Here is an 18,992-nt window from a genome sequence, read left to right as displayed (position 1 = left end):
GCTAGAAGAGCCGGTCCTCGGCGTTGTCCAGGCCGCGCAGGGCGTCGTAGTCCACCAGGACGCAGTCGATGCCGCGGGTGCCGGCGAGCGTCCGTGCCTGCGGCTTGATCAGCTGTGCGGCGAAGACGCCGCGGACGGGGGCCAGCAGCGGGTCGGCGTTCATCAGCGCCAGGTAGCGGGTGAGCTGCTCCACCCCGTCGATCTCACCCCTGCGCTTGACCTCCACCGCGACGTAGGAGCCGGTGTGGTCGCGGAAGAGCAGGTCCACCGGCCCGATCGGCGTGGGGTGCTCGCGTCGCACCAGCGTCCAGCCATCGCCGAAGGCGGACGGGTTCTCGGCCAGCAGCACCTGGAGGTGCGCCTCGACCCCGTCCTTCTGGAGGCCCGGGTCCACGCCGAGGTCGTGATTCGAGTCGTGCAGCACCTCGCCGATCGCGATCTGGAGCGTGTCGCCGTCGCCGTTGCGGACCTCCCACACCTCGGTGAGCGACGCTTCCTCTGCCGCGGCGACGGCCTCGACGTCGTCCGGCGGCGGACCCACGGTGAGCGTGCAGGGCGCGCTCATCCAGTTCAGAGGCTTGTACGCGCGGTCGTCGGCGTGGACGGAGACCGAGCCGTCGGCCTTCACCATGATCAGGCGGGTCGCCATCGGGAGGTGGGCCGAGAGTCGTCCGGCATAGTCCACCTGGCAGCGGGCAATCAACAGACGCACCCGCCCAACCTACACCGCCGCAGCGTTGCGGACTTGCCCCGTGGCGCGCGCGTGGCATAGGACTGCCTCTATGGCCAGACGTCCCTCCAAGCACCTGCGTGCGCCCAGACCCCTGTCGAGCGGAGCCTTCGCGCGCCTGGAACACAAGGCGGACGGGGCCTGGATGGTGCAGTCGATGCCCGCGGACTCGGCCACCAAGACCTACACCTGCCCGGGTTGCCTCCAGCCGGTCGCCACCGGGACGGCGCACGTCGTGGCCTGGCCCCGCGAGGCGAGCATCGGCTCGCCCTCCGCGGTCGAGGAGCGCCGCCACTGGCACACCTCCTGCTGGCAGCGGCGGCGCTGAGATGGGCCTCTACACCGAGCTGGTGGGCACCGGCCGTCCCCGCTTCGCCTTCCTGCACGGCCTTTTCGGGCGCGGGCGCAACTTCACCGGCGTCGCGCACGCGCTCAGTGAAGCCGGCCAGGGCAGCGTCCTGTTCGACCTGCCCAACCACGGCCGCAGCCCGTGGACCGAGCGCTTCGACTACCGGGAGATGGCCGCAGCGGTCGCCGCGGAGATCTCCGAGAAGCTCGGCTCCTCGGCCGAACTGATCCTCGTCGGCCATTCCATGGGCGGCAAGGTGGCCATGCTCACCGCCCTCGAGCACCCGGACCTGGTCTCCGGCCTGGTCGTGGTCGACATCGCACCCGGCCGGTCGGAGGTGGTCGACACCTTCACCCCACTGGTGGCGGCCATGCGCTCCCTCGACCTGTCCGCGCTGGAGAGTCGCGCAGAGGCCGAGGAGCTCCTCGGCGTGCGGGTGCGGGATCCGCAGGTGCGCCAGTTCCTCCTCCAGAACCTGCGCCGCAAGGGCGGCTGGCACTGGCAGCACAACCTCGGCCTGCTCGGGACGTCGCTGGCCGCGATCGGCGACTGGCCCCAGGTCAGGACGCCGCCCTACGCCGGTCCGGTGCTGTGGCTGGCCGGCGAGCGGTCCGACTACGTGCGCGACGAGCACGACGCCGACATGGCCCGCCTCTTCCCGAACGTCGCCAAGGTCGTGGTGCCCGGCGCCGGGCACTGGCTGCACGCGGACGCGCCCGAGGCCTTCCTGTCCGAGCTCCTCGGCTTCGCGGCGAGGGTCGACGACCCCGGGGCTGAGCTCAGCCCTCGGTGACGCCCACGATGGTCGCCGGCTCCACCGGACGGCCCGACCCGTCCGGGTACGCGCGGTCCTGGCCGCCGGCCGCGATCGAGGCGACCACCGCGACGCCGGCGGCGTCCGTGTGGCCGAAGACCGTGTAGTTCGGCGGCAGCTGGCTGTCGGCGTACACGAAGAAGAACTGGGAGCCATTCGTGCCCGGCCCGGCGTTGGCCATGGCCAGGGTGCCCGCGGGGTAGGTCTCCGACCCGGTCAGCTCGTCGTCGAAGGCGTAGCCGGGTCCCCCGCTGCCGGTGCCGGTCGGGTCGCCGCACTGCAGCACGAAGAGCCCGGGGCCGTCCACCAGCCGGTGGCAGGCGGTGCCATCGTAGAACCCCTGCCGAGCGAGGGAGAGGAACGAGTTCACGGTGCAGGGCGTCGCGGCCCGGTCGAGCGTCACCCGTACCGTCGCCGCGCCCAGCGCGATGGACGCGACCGCCGTGCCACTGTCCGGGACGCCCGCCTGCGGCGGGAGTGCCACCGGCCGCGCGGCCTGCCCGTCCGCGGTGTAGGTGCACGTCGCGCCACCGGCGGCATCGGTCGCCCCCGGAGCCGACGCGGACGCAGACTCCGCGCGAGCCGACGACGTGGCGGGGGCGGACGGCGCCGCCGTGCAGGCGACGAGCAGTGCGCCGGCCAGCAGCAGGGGCAGGATCAGGATGGCCTTCCTCACGGGCCCACCCTGCCACAGTGGCGGCAGGGGCGCCCGGCTGCCCCGCCGGGATAGGTTGGACGCATGGTCAACCTCACCCGCATCTACACCCGCACCGGGGACGCCGGACGGACGCGCCTGTCCGACATGTCCGAGACGGCGAAGACCGACCCGCGGGTGGAGGCGTACGGCCACGTCGACGAGGCGAACTCCCTGCTGGGCATCGTCACCATGCAGGCCGACCTCCCCGAGGACGTCCGGGCCACGCTGCGCCACATCCAGAACGAGCTGTTCGACTGTGGCGCCGACCTGTCCAACCCGCTGTCGGCGAATCCGCCGTGGCAGCCGCTGCGAGTCATCCAGCCCTACATCGACCGGCTCGAGGCCTGGTGCGACGAGTACGGCGAACCGCTGCCGCCGCTGCGGTCGTTCATCCTGCCGGGAGGCACGCAGACGACCGCCTACCTCCACCTCGCCCGCAGCGTCGTGCGGCGGGCGGAGCGCGCCGGCTGGCGGGCGGCGGAGGCCTACGGCACCGAGCCGGCGGCCGAGGGCCATCCCGGCGGCGTGAACCTGCTGGCCCTCACCTACCTGAACCGGCTCTCCGACCTGCTGTTCATCCTGGCCCGGGTCACCGGGCAGGCCGCCGGGGAGGTGCTGTGGGTGCCGGGGAAGGACCGCGAGGTGGCCGAGCCGAGGGCACGGCGCCAGCGCGAGCGGATCAGCGGTAGCGAGACCCCGGAGGAGCCGACTCCAGCCAGCTGAGCAGGCCGGTGAGCGACGCCACGGACATCGCGAGCTCCCACGAGGAACCGTCGGTGAGTTCCAGCCGCAGGATCCGCTGCTCGTCGTACAGGAGCACGGACTCGATCGAGTCCGGGTCGCGCTGCTGGCCGGCGCTCGCCTGCGAACGCGGGAAGATCAGGCGTGGTCTCAGCGCCACCGAGAAGGTGCGGAACCACTCGAGGTTGTCCCCGGAGTAACGGGCGACGCCGAGCACCCATCCGGTGCCCGGCGTCTTCTCCGACAGCCTCAGCGAGCAGTCGAACAGACCGCCCTGGCGCGAGAGCCATCGACGCCGCGCGCCGAGGAAGACCACGGGGACCAGCAGGAGGACGACCAGCGCCAGCGCCACCGTCTCGGTGATGCCCAGCCAGTCCATCCTCGTGGTCCCGCGCCCTACTTCGACTGCTGGGCGAGGTGCGCGGCACGCACCTGGGCCTGGGCCCTGAGGAAGTGCTGGCGGGTCTCCTCGTCCAGCTCACCGGCGTTGAGGCGCTTCTCCGCGGCCGCGAGCTCGTGCTCGGCAGCCTTCAGGTCGATCTCCCTGGCCACCTTGGCGAACTGCGACAGGAGCGAGACGCGATTGTCCGCCACCGAGACGAAGCCGCCGTCGATCGCGACCACCTCGCGGTTCCCGTCCGCGGTCAGGATCTCGGCAGCGCAGGGCACCAGCGCGGCGAGGAACGACTCGTGGTTGGGCAGCACGCCGAGGTCGCCCTCGGTCGTGCGGGCGATCACGCTCAGCGCGTCACCCTCCCAGGTGATGCCGAGCGCCGACACCACCTCCACGCGCAGCACGTCCGCCACGTCAGCCTTCCTTCTGGATGCGGTCCCAGTTCTCCATCACCATGTCCATGCCGCCCACGTTGAAGAAGGCCTGCTCCGCGACGTGGTCGACCTCGCCGTCGCAGATCATCTTGAACGACTCGATGGTGTCCTTCAGCGGGACGGTCGAGCCGGGGACGTTGGTGAACTTCTCGGCCATGTAGGTGTTCTGGCTGAGGAACTGCTGGATCCGCCGCGCGCGGGCGACGATGATCTTGTCCTCCTCGCTCAGCTCGTCCACGCCGAGGATCGCGATGATGTCCTGCAGTTCCTTGTTGCGCTGGAGGATCTGCTTCACCCGGGTGGCGGTGTCGTAGTGCTCCTGTCCGACGAACTGGGGGTCCATGATCCGCGAGGAGCTCGACAGCGGGTCCACGGCCGGGTACAGGCCACGGGACGCGATCTCGCGGGACAACTCGGTGGTGGCGTCCAGGTGCGCGAACGTGGTCGCCGGGGCCGGGTCGGTGTAGTCGTCTGCGGGGACGTAGATCGCCTGCATCGAGGTGATCGAGTGGCCACGCGTCGAGGTGATCCGCTCCTGGAGCTGCCCCATCTCGTCGGCCAGGTTCGGCTGGTAGCCCACGGCGGACGGCATCCGGCCGAGCAGCGTGGACACCTCGGAGCCGGCCTGGGTGAACCGGAAGATGTTGTCGATGAACAACAGCACGTCCTGGTTCTGGACGTCGCGGAAGTACTCGGCCATGGTCAGGGCGGACAGGGCCACGCGCAGGCGCGTGCCCGGCGGCTCGTCCATCTGGCCGAACACCAGCGCGGTGTCCTTCATGACGCCGGCCTCGATCATCTCCGCGATCAGGTCGTTGCCCTCACGGGTGCGCTCCCCCACGCCGGCGAACACCGAGGTGCCGCCGAAGTTGTGGGCGATGCGGTAGATCATCTCCTGGATCAGCACGGTCTTGCCGACGCCGGCGCCGCCGAACAGGCCGATCTTGCCGCCCTGCACGTACGGGGTGAGCAGGTCGAGCACCTTGATGCCGGTCTCGAGCATCTGGGTCTTCGGCTCCAGCGCGTCGAACTTCGGGGCGGACCGGTGGATCGGCCAGCGCTCGGTGATCTCCAGGGTGGAGATGTCCTCGTTGAGGCACTCGCCGGTCACGTTCCAGACCTTGCCCTTGGTCACGTCGCCCACGGGCACCGAGATCGGCGCCCCGGTGTCGGTCACCTTCGCCCCGCGGCGCATGCCGTCGGTGGGCTTCAGCGAGATCGCGCGCACGATGTTGTCACCCACGTGCAGGGCGACCTCCGCGGTGATCGTGCGGGTGGTGTCGCCGTCGTCGATCTCGATCAGCAGCGCGTTGTAGATGTCGGGCATCCGGTCGGCGGCGAACTCCACGTCCACCACCGGGCCGATCACCCGCGCGACCCGGCCGGTCACGGCCTCGGCTGCGGACTCGGTCGGGGTCTGCGTCGTCACAGTCATGTCTGCCTACTCGTTCTCGGTCAGATCGGCGAGCGCGCCCGCGCCGCCGACGATCTCGCTGATTTCCTGGGTGATCTCCGCCTGCCGGGCCTGGTTGGCTTCCCGGGTCAGGCGTTCGATGAGTTGCTGGGCGTTGTCGGTGGCCGACTTCATCGCCCGCTGCTGGTTGGCCAGCTGGGACGCGGCCGACTGCAGGAGGTAGAACCAGATGCGGCTGCGCACGTAGAGCGGGAGCAGCGCGTCCAGCACCGTCTCGGGGTCCGGCTCGAAGAGGTACAGCGGCTCGGGGTGCTCGGGATCCGCGGCGGTGACGCCCTCGACCACTTCCAGGGGAAGCAGCCGGCGAACGCGCGGGGTCTGGGTGAGCATCGACTCCATGCGGGTGTACACCGCCCAGATCTCGTCGACCCCGCCCTCCTCCGTGGGCTTCAGGAAGTCCTCCAGGAGCCGGTCGGCGATCTCCACCGCCCGGTCGTAGGTCGGGGCGTCGGAGAAGCCCTCCCAGTGCGCGGTGATGGGGATGTTGCGGTAGTTGAGGTACCCGATCCCCTTGCGTCCCACCACGTAGCGGAACAGCTCGCGGCCCTCCTCCTCCGCGCGCTGCCGGAAGGCGGCGACCGTCTTGATGACGTTGGAGGAGTACGCGCCGTTCATGCCGCGGTCGGACGTGATGAACAGCACCGCCACCCGCTTGGGGTCGGTCACGTCCCTGGTGAGGGGGTGGTCCAGGTGGGACTTGTTCGCCACCGCGGACACGGCCCGGTTCAGCTCGCGGGTGAACGGCAGCGCGCGGGCGGCGGCCTGTTGCGCCTTGATGATCCTCGACGATGCGATCAGCTCCATCGCCCGGGTGATCTTCTTGGTCGCGGTGACCGACTTCCGGCGCTGTCGCAGCTCGCGCAGGCTGGCTGGCATCCGATCAGCTCCGCTTCTTCTTCACCACGATCTGCTCGTGGTCGAGTTCCTCGGCCGCGATCGCCTTCGTCGGCTGGTCGCCGGACGCCAGGGGCTTGCCGTCCGCGCCCACGTACTGGGAGCGGAAGGTCTCGAGCGCCTCGACGACGGCCTGCTCGGTGTCCTTCGTGAACTGCCCGGTCTCGCCGATCGTGTCGAGCACCTTGGTGTTGTGCCGCAGGTAGTCGAGGAACTCGCGCTCGAAGTGCAGCACGTCGCTGACCGGGATCGCGTCGAACTTGCCCGTCGTCCCCGCCCAGACGCTGACGACCTGGTCGGCGACCGGGTAGGGGCTGTACTGGGGCTGGCGCAGGAGCTCCACCAGCCGGGCGCCGCGGTCGAGCTGGCGGCGGGACGCGGCGTCCAGGTCGGAGGCGAACATCGCGAACGCCTCCATGTCGCGGTACTGGGCCAGGCCGATCTTCAGGGTGCCGGCCACGCTCTTCATGGCCTTCACCTGGGCCGCGCCGCCCACGCGGGACACCGAGATGCCCACGTCGATGGCCGGACGCTGGTTGGCGTTGAACAGGTCGGACTGGAGGAAGATCTGGCCGTCGGTGATCGAGATCACGTTGGTCGGGATGTAGGCCGACACGTCGTTGGCCTTGGTCTCGATGATCGGCAGACCGGTCATCGAACCGGCACCCAGCTCGTCGGAGAGCTTGGCGCAGCGCTCCAGCAGGCGGCTGTGCAGGTAGAACACGTCGCCGGGGTAGGCCTCGCGGCCCGGCGGCCGGCGCAGCAGCAGCGACATCGACCGGTACGCCTCGGCCTGCTTGGTGAGGTCGTCGAAGACGATCAGCACGTGCTTGCCCGCGTACATCCAGTGCTGGCCGATGGCCGAGCCGGTGTAGGGCGCGATGTACTTGTAGCCGGCCGGGTCGGATGCGGGGGCGTGCACGATCGTCGTGTACTCCAGCGCACCGGCCTCCTCGAGGACGGTCCGCAGGGCGGCGACCGTCGAGCCCTTCTGGCCGATCGCGACGTAGATGCAGCGCACCTGCTTCTTCGCGTCCCCGGTGGCCCAGGCGGCCTTCTGGTTGATGATCGTGTCGATCGCGATGGCGGTCTTGCCGGTCTTGCGGTCACCGATGATCAGCTGGCGCTGACCGCGACCGATCGGGGTCATCGAGTCGATCGCCTTGATGCCGGTCTGCAGCGGCTCGTTCACGCTCTGGCGGTCCATGACGCCGGCGGCCTGGAGCTCGAGCGGGCGGCGCTCGTCGACGTCGGTGATCTCGCCGAGGCCGTCGATCGGGTTGCCCATGGCGTCCACGACCCGGCCCAGGTAGCCGTCGCCGACGGGGACGCTGAGCACCTCCCCGGTCCGCTTGACGACCGAGCCCTCCTCGATGCCCTCGGAGTCGCCCAGCACGACGACGCCGATCTCCCGCACGTCGAGGTTCAGCGCGATGCCGAGCGTGCCGTTGGCGAACTCCAGCAGCTCGTTGGCCATCGCCGACGGAAGGCCCTCGACCTTGGCGATCCCGTCGCCGGAGGTCACCACGGTGCCAACCTCGTCCCGCGTCGCGGTGTCGGGATTGAAGTTGGAAACGAACGTGTCCAGCGCATCCCGGATCTCTTCGGGGCTGATGGTCAGTTCCGCCATTTGTGCACCTTCTGCTTTCGTTCTCTACTGGGTCAGTTGCTTCTCGGCGGCAGCCAGGCGGCCGGCGACGGTGCCCTCGATCACCTCGTCGCCCACCTGTACCCGGGCACCGCCGAGGACCGACGGGTCGATGATGATGTGCAGGTTCACCTGCCGGCCCAGCTGGCGCTGCAGCGCCGCCTGGAGCCGTTCCTTCTGGTCCGCCTCGAGCGGACGCGCGACGGTGATCGTCGCGATCGCCCGGGCGCGGATCTCCGCCGCCAGGCCGAGGTAGGCCTCGACCGTGGCCTCGAAGGAGACCGCGGCCGTCGCCACCGCACGCCGCGCGAGCGCGACGGTGTCTGCGCTCGTCCGGCCCTCGATCAGGTCGGAGACGAGCGTCTGGCGCACGGCCACCGGTGCGGTGCGGTCGTCGAGCGCCCGCCTCAGTGCCTGGTCGGCGACGACCGTCCGCCCGAAGCGGAACAGCTCGTCCTCCACCGCGTCCAGGGTGCCCGCAGCGTGCGCGTGCCCGAACAGGGCGCGCACGCCCTGCCGGTCGATGGCCGCGCCGAGGCCGGAGGCCGTCCCCCAGCGCAGCCCGGCCGCGGCGACCACCACGGCGGTCGCTGCTGCACCGATCCGTCCGCCGAACACCGTGCGCGCGAAGTCCCGCCGCCGGTCGTCGGCCACGGTCGGGTCGGCCATCGCGTTGCGCAGCTGCGCCTGGCCGCCGAGCAGGTCCGCCACGGCGAACAGTTCCGCCGCGAGCTCCGGGCTCGCCTCCTGGGCGTCCAGCACCCGGTCGAGCTCGGAGAGCCGGGCCTCGGCGGCGGCGCTCATGCCTTCTCCACCGACTCGGTCTCGAGTTCCGCGATGAACCGGTCGACGCTGCGCCGGGCACGCTCGTCGTCGTCGAGCGCCTCGCCGACGATGCGTCCGGCGAGCTGGGTGGCCAGGCCACCGACCTCGGCGCGGAGCCGGCTGATCACCTGTGCACGCTCGGCCTCGAGCTGTGCCTTCGCCGCGGCGACCATGCGTGCCGAGTCGGCCTGCGCCTGCTCACGGATCTCCGCGGCGAGGGTCACGGCCTGCGCCCTGGCCTCCTCGCGGATGCGACCGGCCTCCGCACGCGCGGACGCGAGCTGCGCCTGGTACTCCGCCAGGGCCTCGGCCGCCTCACGCTGCGCGGCCTCCGCCTTCTCGATGCCGCCCGCGATCTCGGCGGTGCGCTCGGCGTAGGTCTGCTCGAACACCGGCACGACCTTCTTCGCGACCACCCACCAGATGATCAGGAACAAGACGATGCCGGCGATGATCTCCGACAGGTGCTCGGGCAGCAGGGGGCCGAGATCGATCCCCCCGGTTTCCAGCGGCAACATGCCGGCAGACCTCACTGAATGACGAACGCGAGGGCGATGCCGATGATGGCCAGCGCCTCAACCACGGCGAAGCCGATCCAGGCGGTGCCCATCATCGCGCCGCGGGCCTCGGGCTGGCGGGCGGTGCCGTTGATCACCGAGGAGAAGATCCAGGCCACGCCGAGGCCCGGGCCGAGCGTCGCCAGACCGTAGCCGAGCATGTTCATGGAGCCGACGATTTCCAGAGGGAGCATGTGCGCTTTCCTTTCGAGGGTTACTTGGCGTTGCTCAGTGTTCCTCGGCCAGGGCCGAGGAGACGTATTGGGCGGTCAGGACGGTGAAGATGTAGGCCTGCAGGACACCGACGAAGATCTCGAGGGCGAAGATGGCGAAGCTGAAGATGAGGGAGACGCCGCCGGCGGCCATGTAGAACGCCTGGCCGCTCTCCAGCAGCAGCGTGCCGCCGATCACGAACACCAGCACCACCAGGTGCCCGGCGAACAGGTTGGCGAACAGACGAAGGGCCAGCGTGATCGGCCGGACGATGAAGTTCGACAGGAACTCCAGCGGAATGATCAGCACCCACAGCGCCTTCGGCACGCCGGCGGGCAGCGTCGCCTTCTTCAGGTAGCCGAAGAACCCGGACCGTGCGATGCCTGCGCCGTTGTAGAGCACCCAGGAGAGCAGCGCCAGCCCGTAGGCGTACCCGATCTTGGAGAAGGTCGGGAACATGAACAGGAAGAACTGTCCGAACAGGTTGTTCACGAGGATGAAGCTGAACAGGGCGACCAGGTACGGCAGGAACTTGCGGTAGTCGTGGCCGAGGATGTCGCGGGCGATCGTGTTGCGCAGGAGGTTGTAGAGGAACTCCCCCGCGAACTGCTTGCGGCCGGGCACGACCTTCTGGCCCCGCGAGACCCACAACCAGAAGGCGATCACGACGACGGCGGCGAGGATCGCCTGCACGAGGTGGTTGTTCAGCCAGTCCATCCCTGCGCCGGGGAAGAGCGGGCGGGAGTGGAAGCTCTCCACGCCGGGCGGGAAGCCGGTGCCGGCCTCGCCTGCACCACCTTCGAGCGGAATCAGCAGACCGATCAGGCCGGGCATTCACTCTCCTGTCTGTCGATCACGTCGAGCGTCCGTAGCGTGCGATGACCAGGTAGACACCGGCTGCAGTGCCGACGACCAGGCCCACGGGCAGGCACCAGGAGGTCTGCAGCCAGCGATCCGCCAACCAGCCCAGGCCCCCGTAGAAGACCAGTCCGGAGATCAGAATGCTGAGGACCCGGAGACCGGTGTCCATTCCGCTCTGCTCACCCATGGCCCTGCGGACTCTACCAGCCACCCGCAGGCAGATTCACCTCTTCACAGCGACCTGTCCGAAGGGTCGTCCATTTCGTCGAAAACGGGGATCCGCAGGCGCGAGAACACCCACACCTCCGCTGCCAGCCAGCCGATCACGACGGCGATGGTGGTCACCACCACCGCCGTGGGGTCCATCACCGCCAGCCGCGACTGGTTGGCCAGCGCGAGCCCCAGCAGGGCCCCGAGCGCCGCCACGCGGCCGATGTAGGACGCGAGCGAGGCCACGAGCACCCGTCGCGGGTCGGCGTCGGCCACCAGCACCTGGACCGCCTGCCCGATCGTGTAGAACGCGATGGTCAGCACTCCTGCCACCGCGGCCGACGCCCCGCCCGCGACGCCCCCGGTGACCAGGAAGACGCCGACGCAGGTGAGCAGGGCGAGGTGGCCCCCGACAGCACCGCCGGCCAGCAGCCGGCGGGCCCGCAGCACGTTCGGGCTCGGCGCGGCGGGCGCCCGATCAGCCATCGGAGGGACGGGCGGCCCTGCGGCCCCACGTGAGGTAGGTGGCGAGCGCGAGCCCGGCCAGCAGGACGAGCACCGTGGCCGGGTGCGGCAGCAGGCCGATGAGCACGACGCCGAACGCGACCAGCGCCGACCACAGCCAGAGCAGCGCCACGGCCCGGCCGTGGCTGTGGCCGAGGTTCAGCATGCGGTGGTGCAGGTGCTGCTTGTCCGCCTGGTACCAGAGCTTGCCGGCGAGCGTGCGGCGCACGTAGGCCAGCACGAGGTCGAGGAAGGGCAGGGCCATCACCGCGAGCGGCAGCAGCAGCGGAAGGTAGGCGGCCAGCGCGTTCGCCCCGAAGGCGTCCAGACCCGAAGGGTCCAGCTGCCCGGTCATGCTGATCGTGGAGGCGGCCAGCAGGAAGCCCAGCAGCATCGCCCCGGAGTCGCCCATGAACATCCGCGCCCGGTGCACGTTGTAGGGCAGAAAGCCGAGGCAGACGCCCATCGTGGCAACGGTGATCAGGCTGGCCGTGGTGGCCCGGACCAGCTCCTGCTCGTACGACAGCAGGAAGGCGTAGGTGAAGAACGCGCCGGCGCCGATCGCGACCACCCCCGCGGCGAGCCCGTCGAGCCCGTCGATGAGGTTGATCGCGTTCACGCAGACGAAGATCATCACGACGGTGAGCACGATGGACGTGCCGTCGTCGAGGGAGACGATGCGGTCTGGCAGCGGGATCCAGTAGACCTTCACGCCGTTGAGGACCACCACGCCCGCCGCCAGCAGCTGCCCGGCGATCTTGGCCAGGGCGTTGAGCTCGACCATGTCGTCCACCACGCCGACGGCGCAGATCAGCCCGCCGGCGAACAGGACGGCGGCCGCGTCGTGGGTGACCAGCGGGAACCCGCCCAGCCAGGGCAACTGCGCGGCGACGAGCATCGCCGCGGCCAGGCCGAACCACATCGAGACCCCGCCGAAGTACGGGATCGGCTTGGTGTGCACGTCACGGTCCCTGACCATCGCCACCGCGTTGTAGCGGAAGGCGAGCCGGCGGGCCAGCCCGCTGAGCAGGTAGGTCACCCCGGCCGCGACCAGCAGCACCAGCAGGTACTCGCGCATGTCAGCCCTCGGCCGCCGCGGGACCTGCGTCCGTGGGCTCCGCGTCCGTGGGCTCGGTGTCCGTGGGCTCGGTGTCCGTGGGCTCCGCTGCCGTGGGGTCGGGGTCCGCGGGGGCGAGCGCTGGGACCACCCGTCCCAGCTCGTCGCGGGAGATCCGGCCCTCGCGCAGGATCCGCGGCTCGCCGGTCAGGTCGACGATGGTGGACGGGACGGCATCGGCGGCCGGCCCGCCGTCGAGGTAGACCTTCACCCTCTTGCCCAGCTGCTCGCGCGCCTGCTCCACGGTGGTCGCCGCCGGCCGGCCGGAGACGTTCGCCGAGCTCACCGCCAGCGGGCCGGTGGCGCGCAGGAGGGCACGGGTGAAGTCGTGGTCGGGCACCCGGACGGCGATCGTCGCCCCGCGGTCGCCGAGGTCCATGCGCAGGTGGGGGTGGGCGGTGACGACCACGGTGAGCGCTCCGGGCCAGAAGGCGTCCGCCAGGGCCAGCAGGTCCTCGCTCACCTCGTCGGTGAGCGCGCGCAGCATACCCACCTCCGCGATCAACACCGGCGGGGGCATGTCGCGGCCGCGTTCCTTCGCGTCCAGCAGGCCCTGGACGGCCGCGGCGTTCGTCGCGTCCGCGCCGATGCCGTAGACGGTGTCGGTCGGCAGCACGATGCAGCGGCCGTCCGCCACGGCGGCAGCGGCCGCGTCGATCGCGCCGTCCGGATCGCTGGAGATGTCCCACACCCTCGCCATGGCGCTCATCCTGCCAGCTTGGGCGCGCGGACGGCGGTCACGTACCGGGGGCGCCGCGTGTAGTCGAGGTTGTCGGCCACCTGGACGAAGGTCCCGGCGGCGGCGAACAGCCCCACCACGGCCTCCGACTGCACCTCGGCGTGCTCGGCGCACACCAGTCCCCCCGGGCGCAGGAGGCGGGCGGCCACGCGCGCCACGACCGCCAGGGCGTCCAGCCCGTCCGCGCCGGAGAAGAGTGCCAGCTCCGGCTCGTGGGTGCGGACGTCGACCGCGACCTGCTCCCACGCCTCGAGCGGGATGTAGGGAGGGTTGGCGATCACCAGGTCGACGGTGCCGTCGAGCTCGGCGAACGCGTCGGCCATGTCGCCCTCGACCAGCGCCACGCCGGTGCCGGCGAGGTTGCCCTCCGCCATCCGGGCTGCGTCCGGCGAGAGCTCCACCGCGTACTGCCGGCACCCGGGACGCTCGGCCGCGATCGCCGCGGAGATGGCGCCGCTGCCCGCGCAGAGCTCGACCACCACCGGCTCGCCGTCCAGCGCACGGAGCCGCTCGATCGCCCAGCCGGTCATCACCTCGGTCTCCGGACGCGGGATGAACACCCCGGAGGCGACGGCCACCTCGACCGTGCGGAACCACGCCCGTCCGGTGAGGTACTGGACGGGCTCGCCGGCCGCCCGGCGTGCGACGAGCGCGGCGTAGTCACGGGCCGCCGCCTCCGGGACCGCGTCCAGCACCGCGAGCCGGGACGCCTCGACGCCGGCGCAGTGCGCGAGCAGCGTCCGGGCCTCGGCAGCGGAGCCCAGCCGCGCGGCCCCGTCCGAGAGCAGCCCCGCGACGGAGGCCATCAGCCGGCGCTGCCCAGGCGCTGGGCCAGGTCCGCCGCCTGAAGGGCGGCGACGACCGCCGACAGGTCGCCGGCGAGCACCTGGTCGAGGTTGTAGGCCTTGAAGCCGATGCGGTGGTCGGCGATCCGGTTCTCGGGGAAGTTGTAGGTGCGGATGCGCTCGGAGCGGTCGACCGTCCGCACCTGCGAGCGGCGGGCCGCCGATGCTGCGGTGGCCGCCTCCTCCTCCGCGCGCGCCACCAGCCGGGCGCGCAGCATGCGCATCGCCGACTCCTTGTTCTGCAGCTGGGAGCGCTCGTTCTGGCACGAGACGACGATCCCGCTGGGCAGGTGGGTGATCCGGACGGCCGAGTCGGTGGTGTTGACGCCCTGGCCGCCCGGGCCGGAGGAGCGGTACACGTCGATGCGCAGGTCGTCGTCCCGCACCTCGACCTCTGTGGCCTCGACGTCCGGCATGACGAGCACGCCGGCGGCGGAGGTGTGGATGCGTCCCTGGGTCTCGGTGACCGGTACCCGCTGGACGCGGTGCACGCCGCCCTCGAACTTCATCACGCCGTAAGGGGCGTTCTCCGGGTCCGCCGTCGCGGCCGCCTTCACCGCCATGGTGATCGACTTGTAGCCGCCGAGGTCGGTCTCCTGAGCGTCGAGCACCTCGACCTTCCAGCCGCGGGTCTCCGCGTAGCGGGAGTACATCCGGAACAGGTCGCCGTCGAACAGCGCGGACTCCTCCCCGCCCTCCCCCGACTTGATCTCGATCAGGCAGTCGGAGGAGTCGTTGGGATCGCGCGGGGCGAGCAGGCGGGTGAGGCGCTCCTCCACTGCGGCGAACTCTGCCGCGATCGCGTCCGCCTCCTCTGCGAAGGCCGGGTCCTCCTGGGCCAGTTCGCGGGCGGCGGCGAGGTCGGCGGTGAGCTGCTCGTGGGCGGCGAGGTTCTTCACGATCGGGGTGAGCTCCGCGTACCGGCGCCCGATTCGCCGGGATGCGGCCAGGTCGGCGTGGATCGCGGGGTCGGCCAGCTGCTGCTCGAGCTGGGCGAACTCCTCGCGCAGGCCGTCCGCGGCCTCGAACATGGCGCCTCCTGATGCCTGGGTGGAGGGCTCCGCGGTGGCGGGAGTCCCGGACGACAAACGCCGGGCACCAGGACTGGCCTGGTACCCGGCGTCGACGAAGCTACTTCTTCTTGGCCTCGGCCTGCTTGGCGTAGCGCTTCTCGAAGCGGGCCACGCGGCCGCCGGTGTCGAGGATCTTCTGCTTGCCCGTGTAGAACGGGTGGCACGCCGCGCAGACCTCGGCGTGAATCACGCCGTTCTTCGCGGTGCTGTAGGTCGTGAAGGTGTTACCGCAGGTGCAGGTCACCTGGGTCTCCACGTACTCGGGGTGGATGCCCTGCTTCATGGTTTCTCCTGTTCGATGGTCCGGGTCGCCGTCGGACGTGCAGTGGGGGCGGATGTGTCCCCCGGGCGTGAACCGGAACCGACCCACCATTCTGCCTGATGAGCCTCGGGGATCCAAACCGCGCGCTCCCCCGGTTCATTCCCGCCTCCTTGTCGTCACTCGCGGTGCCGAGGTTCGTACGGGCCGCCCCCACGCGGCGCGTAGCGCAGCAGGACGGCCACACGGCAGAGTGGCGACATGGCAACGCTTCCGGACGGCTTCGAGGCCGTCGCACTCACCCCTGACCGGCTGCCCGACGTCGTCGAACTCGACATGTGGGCCTTCCCCACCTCCGACAGCCTCGAGAGCCTCGTCGAACTGCCCAACCCCCTCAGCTGGGACCGGGCGCGCGGGATCGAGCGGGCCGACCGTCCCGGCGAACTGGTGGCGATGCACGCCTCCTACCCCTTCGGCAACACGCCGGTGCCCGGGGGCCGGATGAAGGTCGCCGGGCTGACGTGGGTGGGTGTGCACCCCCAGTGGCGGCGCCGTGGCCTGCTGCGCTCGATGATGGAGACCCACTTCCAGGACTGCCTCGACCGGGGCGAACCGGTCTCCCTGCTGTTCGCGGCGGAGCCGGCCATCTACGGGCGCTTCGGGTACGGCATGTGCGCCCGGCAGCTGAACCTCACCCTGGGGCGGCGCGCCGAACTGCGTCCGGTGCCTGGGACGGACGGGCTGACCGTCCGGATCGAGACCCGGTCGGCCGACCGCCACGCCGACCTGCTGCTGGGGCTGCACGGCGCGGTGACCCGCCCCGGCTGGGTGGGCCGGGAGACGCCGGAGCTCGTCGCCACGCTGTTCAACGACTCGCCACTGTTCCGCGAGGGACGCGAGATCGCCCGGATCGTGGTGGTCGAGCGAGACGGCGAACCGGTGGGCTACGCGCTCTTCCGCCGCAGGGGCAAGTGGGGCCCGGCCGGCCCGGAGGGGTCGGTGCACGTCGCGGAGGTCGTGGCGCCGGACGCCGCCGTCGCCCATGTGCTGTGGACCACCCTGCTCGACCTCGACCTCACCATCGAGATCACCAGCGGAGCGCTCGCCGTGGACGACCCGCTGCTCAGCCTGCTGGTGGACGCCCGCGCGGCGCGCGGAACCTGGCAGGACAACACCTGGCTGCGGATCATCGACCTGCCCGCTGCACTGGCCGGGCGGCAGTACCAGGCGCCGCTCGACGTCGTCCTCGAGGTCACGGACGCGCTCCTGCCGGCCAACGCCGGACGCTGGCGGCTGGTGGCACCGGCCTTCGGCCCTGCGTCGGTCGAGCGCACCGACGCGGACGCCGAGCTGGCCCTCGATGTGCGCGAGCTCGGCGCCGCCTTCCTTGGCGGGACGTCCCTCACCGAACTGGCCGCCGCCGGCCTGGTCACCGAACGGACCCCCGGCAGCCTCCCCCGCGCCACCGCGGCGTTCGGCTGGCCCCAGGCCCCCGCCGCAAGCTGGATCTTCTGACGCGACTCCTCGCCGGCCGACCACCCACCCGCCCGGCCCCCGGTTCGCTGCCGAACGCAACGCGTGCCCCCGGAATTCCGGGGGCACGCGTTGCGTTCGGGGGCGAGAAGGACTGGTGGGACGGGCGGGACTACTCCGGGTTCGGCGTGGTCTTCGAGATCACCATCAGGAACTCGCGGTTGCTCTGCGTCTTGCGCATGCGGTTGAGCAGCATCTCCAGGCCGGCCTGCGGCTCCTGGGCGCTGAGCACGCGGCGCAGCTTCCAGATGATCGCCAATTCCTCGGGACGGAGCAGCAGTTCCTCGCGCCTGGTGCCGGAGGCCACCGGGTCGATCGCGGGGAAGATGCGCTTGTCCGCGAGGTCGCGGCGCAGGCGCAGCTCCATGTTGCCGGTGCCCTTGAACTCCTCGAAGATCACCTCGTCCATCTTCGAGCCGGTCTCGATCAGGGCCGTGGCCAGGATCGTGAGCGAGCCGCCGTTCTCGATGTTGCGCGCCGCACCGAAGAACTTCTTCGGCGGGTACAGGGCGGCGGAGTCGACACCACCGGAGAGGATGCGTCCCGACGCCGGAGCGGCCAGGTTGTAGGCGCGGCCGAGGCGGGTGATGCCGTCGAGGAGAACGACCACGTCACGCCCGAGCTCGACCAGGCGCTTGGCACGCTCGATCGCCAGCTCGGCGATCGTCGTGTGGTCGTCGGCCGGACGGTCGAACGTGGACGCGATGACCTCGCCGCTGGTCGTCCGCTGGAAGTCGGTGACCTCCTCGGGACGCTCGTCCACGAGCACCACCATCAGGTGGACCTCGGGGTTGTTGGCGGTGATCGCGTTGGCGATCGCCTGCATCACGAGCGTCTTGCCGGCCTTCGGCGGGGAGACGATCAGGCCGCGCTGGCCCTTGCCGACCGGCGAGACCAGGTCGATGATCCGGCCCGTCATGTTCAGCGGGGTGGTCTCGAGGCGGAAGCGCTCCTGGGGGTAGAGCGGCGTGAGCTTCTGGAACTCCGGCCGGTCCTTGGCCTTCTCCGGCGCGTCCGCGTTGATCGTGTCGATGCGCACGAGGGGGTTGAACTTCTCGCGGCGCTCGCCGTCCTTCGGCGCCTTGATCGCGCCGGTGACGATGTCGCCCTTGCGCAGGCCCCACTTCTTGACCATCGACAGCGACACGTAGGCGTCGTTCGGGCCGGGCAGGTAGCCGGTGGTGCGGACGAACGCGTAGTTGTCCAGGACGTCGAGGATGCCGGAGATCTCGATCACCACGTCGTCCTCGGACAGCACCGGCTCGGACTCCATGCGCTCCAGGCCCATGCCGCCGGTGGGACGCCCGCCGCGACGGTTCTGGCGATCGCGGTTGCGGCGACGGCGGCTGCGGCGGCCCCCGCCGAACTCGTCGTCGTCGTTGTTGTTGCTGCTGTTGTTGTTGCTGCGCTGCTGCGACGGCTGCTGGCGCGGCTGCTCGGCCACCCGTGCCTCGCCGCCGGAGGACGACTCGTCGGCGTTGCCGCCGCGGCGCCGGTTCGGCCGGCCACCGCCCTCGGCGCGCAGCGCCTCGAGGCGGGCGGCGACGTCGTCGCCACCGGGCAGGGCGGGCTGCGCGTCACCGGCGGTGTTCACCGGCGCGGCGGCCTCGGCGCCCTCGGCGCGGGCGCCACGGCTCCGGCGCGAGCGCTGGCCACCGTCGCCGTCGCGCTGGTCACCGTCCCGCTGGCCGCCGTCACGCTGGTCGGCGTCACGCTGCTCCGGGGCGGGGGCGTCGGCGGGAGCCTTCGCACCGCGCCGGCCGGACGTGCCGCCGGACCGGGCGGACCCCTGGGCCGCCTTGATCGCCTCGATCAGGTCGCCCTTGCGCATGGCGCCGGTGCCCTTGAGGCCCAGCGACGAGCCGAGCTGCTTCAGCTCGGGCAAGAGCATGCCTTCCAGCCCGGACCCGCGACGCTTGGCGTCTGTGGTCGTGGCTTCGATCGTGTCGGTCACTGACTTCCTTTCGGATCGGGCGGCCCTCCGGCCCTGCCGGGCAGGCACGCCCCGTGCTCGCAATGAGCTGCTCTGAATGACATCCAGATCCGAAATGCCGAACAGCATTCACGAAGACGTGCTGCAG

At 71.0% G+C, this 18,992-nt stretch carries 23 protein-coding genes; 4 read left to right on the top strand and 19 right to left on the bottom strand.

Going from position 1 to position 18,992, the window contains the following annotated elements:
• Window position 1: 1 nt before the first annotated feature.
• Window positions 2–712: an endonuclease NucS gene (gene nucS / locus ACFQQJ_RS17990; RefSeq protein WP_377108684.1), complete on the bottom strand. Its 711-nt coding sequence runs from the start codon at window positions 710–712 to the stop codon at window positions 2–4.
• Between the two features lie 70 nt (window positions 713–782).
• Between nucS and ACFQQJ_RS17985 the strand changes: the two genes are divergently transcribed.
• Window positions 783–1,058 (top strand): hypothetical protein, encoded by a 276-nt coding sequence (locus tag ACFQQJ_RS17985; RefSeq protein WP_377108683.1) that lies wholly within the window; start codon window positions 783–785, stop codon window positions 1,056–1,058.
• A 1-nt stretch (window position 1,059) separates the two neighbouring features.
• Window positions 1,060–1,872 (top strand): alpha/beta fold hydrolase, encoded by an 813-nt coding sequence (locus ACFQQJ_RS17980; RefSeq protein ID WP_377108681.1) that lies wholly within the window; start codon window positions 1,060–1,062, stop codon window positions 1,870–1,872.
• Here ACFQQJ_RS17980 and ACFQQJ_RS17975 read toward each other — a convergent pair.
• The gene (locus ACFQQJ_RS17975) at window positions 1,859–2,569 is read right to left on the bottom strand and encodes a peptidylprolyl isomerase (protein ID WP_377108679.1); all 711 of its coding nucleotides are present in this window, start codon (window positions 2,567–2,569) and stop codon (window positions 1,859–1,861) included. The genes ACFQQJ_RS17980 and ACFQQJ_RS17975 overlap by 14 nt on opposite strands.
• Window positions 2,570–2,632: 63 nt before the next feature.
• Here ACFQQJ_RS17975 and ACFQQJ_RS17970 point away from each other — a divergent pair, with 63 nt between their 5' ends.
• A complete protein-coding gene (locus ACFQQJ_RS17970; RefSeq protein ID WP_377108678.1) occupies window positions 2,633–3,313 on the top strand; it encodes a cob(I)yrinic acid a,c-diamide adenosyltransferase in 681 nt (226 codons plus the stop codon).
• Here ACFQQJ_RS17970 and ACFQQJ_RS17965 read toward each other — a convergent pair.
• From ACFQQJ_RS17965 to rpmE, 16 genes are all read right to left on the bottom strand, one after another.
• On the bottom strand, window positions 3,270–3,710 hold the full coding sequence (locus ACFQQJ_RS17965) for a DUF2550 domain-containing protein (protein WP_377108676.1): 441 nt from the start codon (window positions 3,708–3,710) through the stop codon (window positions 3,270–3,272). The two genes, ACFQQJ_RS17970 and ACFQQJ_RS17965, sit on opposite strands and share 44 nt — an antisense overlap.
• A 17-nt stretch (window positions 3,711–3,727) precedes the next feature.
• The gene (locus tag ACFQQJ_RS17960) at window positions 3,728–4,138 is read right to left on the bottom strand and encodes a F0F1 ATP synthase subunit epsilon (protein ID WP_377108675.1); all 411 of its coding nucleotides are present in this window, start codon (window positions 4,136–4,138) and stop codon (window positions 3,728–3,730) included.
• 1 nt (window position 4,139) lies between these two features.
• Complete coding sequence (gene atpD, locus ACFQQJ_RS17955) at window positions 4,140–5,594, bottom strand: F0F1 ATP synthase subunit beta (protein ID WP_377108673.1); 1,455 nt, start codon at window positions 5,592–5,594, stop codon at window positions 4,140–4,142.
• A 6-nt stretch (window positions 5,595–5,600) separates the two neighbouring features.
• On the bottom strand, window positions 5,601–6,509 hold the full coding sequence (locus ACFQQJ_RS17950; RefSeq protein WP_377108672.1) for a F0F1 ATP synthase subunit gamma: 909 nt from the start codon (window positions 6,507–6,509) through the stop codon (window positions 5,601–5,603).
• Between the two features lie 4 nt (window positions 6,510–6,513).
• The gene (atpA, locus tag ACFQQJ_RS17945) at window positions 6,514–8,157 is read right to left on the bottom strand and encodes a F0F1 ATP synthase subunit alpha (RefSeq protein ID WP_377108671.1); all 1,644 of its coding nucleotides are present in this window, start codon (window positions 8,155–8,157) and stop codon (window positions 6,514–6,516) included.
• Between the two features lie 24 nt (window positions 8,158–8,181).
• Entirely contained in the window at window positions 8,182–8,979 is a 798-nt protein-coding gene (locus tag ACFQQJ_RS17940; RefSeq protein ID WP_377108669.1) for a F0F1 ATP synthase subunit delta, read from the bottom strand.
• Window positions 8,976–9,518: a F0F1 ATP synthase subunit B gene (locus tag ACFQQJ_RS17935; protein ID WP_377108667.1), complete on the bottom strand. Its 543-nt coding sequence runs from the start codon at window positions 9,516–9,518 to the stop codon at window positions 8,976–8,978. The genes ACFQQJ_RS17940 and ACFQQJ_RS17935 overlap by 4 nt, the downstream gene beginning before the upstream one ends.
• A gap of 11 nt (window positions 9,519–9,529) precedes the next feature.
• A complete protein-coding gene (atpE, locus tag ACFQQJ_RS17930) occupies window positions 9,530–9,751 on the bottom strand; it encodes an ATP synthase F0 subunit C (protein WP_331543611.1) in 222 nt (73 codons plus the stop codon).
• Window positions 9,752–9,785: 34 nt separating this feature from the next.
• Complete coding sequence (gene atpB, locus ACFQQJ_RS17925; RefSeq protein WP_377108726.1) at window positions 9,786–10,595, bottom strand: F0F1 ATP synthase subunit A; 810 nt, start codon at window positions 10,593–10,595, stop codon at window positions 9,786–9,788.
• 28 nt (window positions 10,596–10,623) lie between these two features.
• Window positions 10,624–10,818: an AtpZ/AtpI family protein gene (locus ACFQQJ_RS17920; RefSeq protein WP_377108666.1), complete on the bottom strand. Its 195-nt coding sequence runs from the start codon at window positions 10,816–10,818 to the stop codon at window positions 10,624–10,626.
• A 44-nt stretch (window positions 10,819–10,862) separates the two neighbouring features.
• Entirely contained in the window at window positions 10,863–11,327 is a 465-nt protein-coding gene (locus ACFQQJ_RS17915; RefSeq protein WP_377108664.1) for a hypothetical protein, read from the bottom strand.
• The gene (locus tag ACFQQJ_RS17910; RefSeq protein WP_377108662.1) at window positions 11,320–12,423 is read right to left on the bottom strand and encodes a glycosyltransferase family 4 protein; all 1,104 of its coding nucleotides are present in this window, start codon (window positions 12,421–12,423) and stop codon (window positions 11,320–11,322) included. Before ACFQQJ_RS17910 ends, ACFQQJ_RS17915 begins: the two co-directional genes overlap by 8 nt.
• A gap of 1 nt (window position 12,424) precedes the next feature.
• Window positions 12,425–13,162: an L-threonylcarbamoyladenylate synthase gene (locus ACFQQJ_RS17905; RefSeq protein ID WP_377108660.1), complete on the bottom strand. Its 738-nt coding sequence runs from the start codon at window positions 13,160–13,162 to the stop codon at window positions 12,425–12,427.
• Window positions 13,163–13,167: 5 nt separating this feature from the next.
• Window positions 13,168–14,007 (bottom strand): peptide chain release factor N(5)-glutamine methyltransferase, encoded by an 840-nt coding sequence (gene prmC / locus ACFQQJ_RS17900; protein ID WP_377108658.1) that lies wholly within the window; start codon window positions 14,005–14,007, stop codon window positions 13,168–13,170.
• Window positions 14,007–15,077 carry a peptide chain release factor 1 gene (gene prfA, locus ACFQQJ_RS17895; RefSeq protein WP_377108656.1) on the bottom strand — a complete coding sequence of 357 codons (1,071 nt, stop codon included), beginning with the start codon at window positions 15,075–15,077 and terminating at the stop codon, window positions 14,007–14,009. The genes prmC and prfA overlap by 1 nt, the downstream gene beginning before the upstream one ends.
• 100 nt (window positions 15,078–15,177) lie before the next feature.
• Window positions 15,178–15,402 (bottom strand): 50S ribosomal protein L31, encoded by a 225-nt coding sequence (rpmE, locus tag ACFQQJ_RS17890; protein ID WP_377108655.1) that lies wholly within the window; start codon window positions 15,400–15,402, stop codon window positions 15,178–15,180.
• A 237-nt stretch (window positions 15,403–15,639) separates the two neighbouring features.
• Here rpmE and ACFQQJ_RS17885 point away from each other — a divergent pair, with 237 nt between their 5' ends.
• A complete protein-coding gene (locus tag ACFQQJ_RS17885) occupies window positions 15,640–16,893 on the top strand; it encodes a GNAT family N-acetyltransferase (RefSeq protein ID WP_377108654.1) in 1,254 nt (417 codons plus the stop codon).
• A gap of 130 nt (window positions 16,894–17,023) precedes the next feature.
• Here the strand turns inward: ACFQQJ_RS17885 and rho are convergent, their stop codons facing one another.
• Window positions 17,024–18,802 (bottom strand): transcription termination factor Rho, encoded by a 1,779-nt coding sequence (gene rho / locus ACFQQJ_RS17880; RefSeq protein ID WP_377108725.1) that lies wholly within the window; start codon window positions 18,800–18,802, stop codon window positions 17,024–17,026.
• Window positions 18,803–18,992 lie beyond the last annotated feature (190 nt).

It is taken from the genome of Propionicimonas sp. T2.31MG-18 (assembly GCF_964266745.1).
GTDB lineage: Bacteria > Actinomycetota > Actinomycetes > Propionibacteriales > Propionibacteriaceae > Propionicimonas.
The sequence above is the reverse complement of the archived record's forward strand: the minus strand, read 5'-3'. Positions and strand labels throughout refer to the sequence as shown.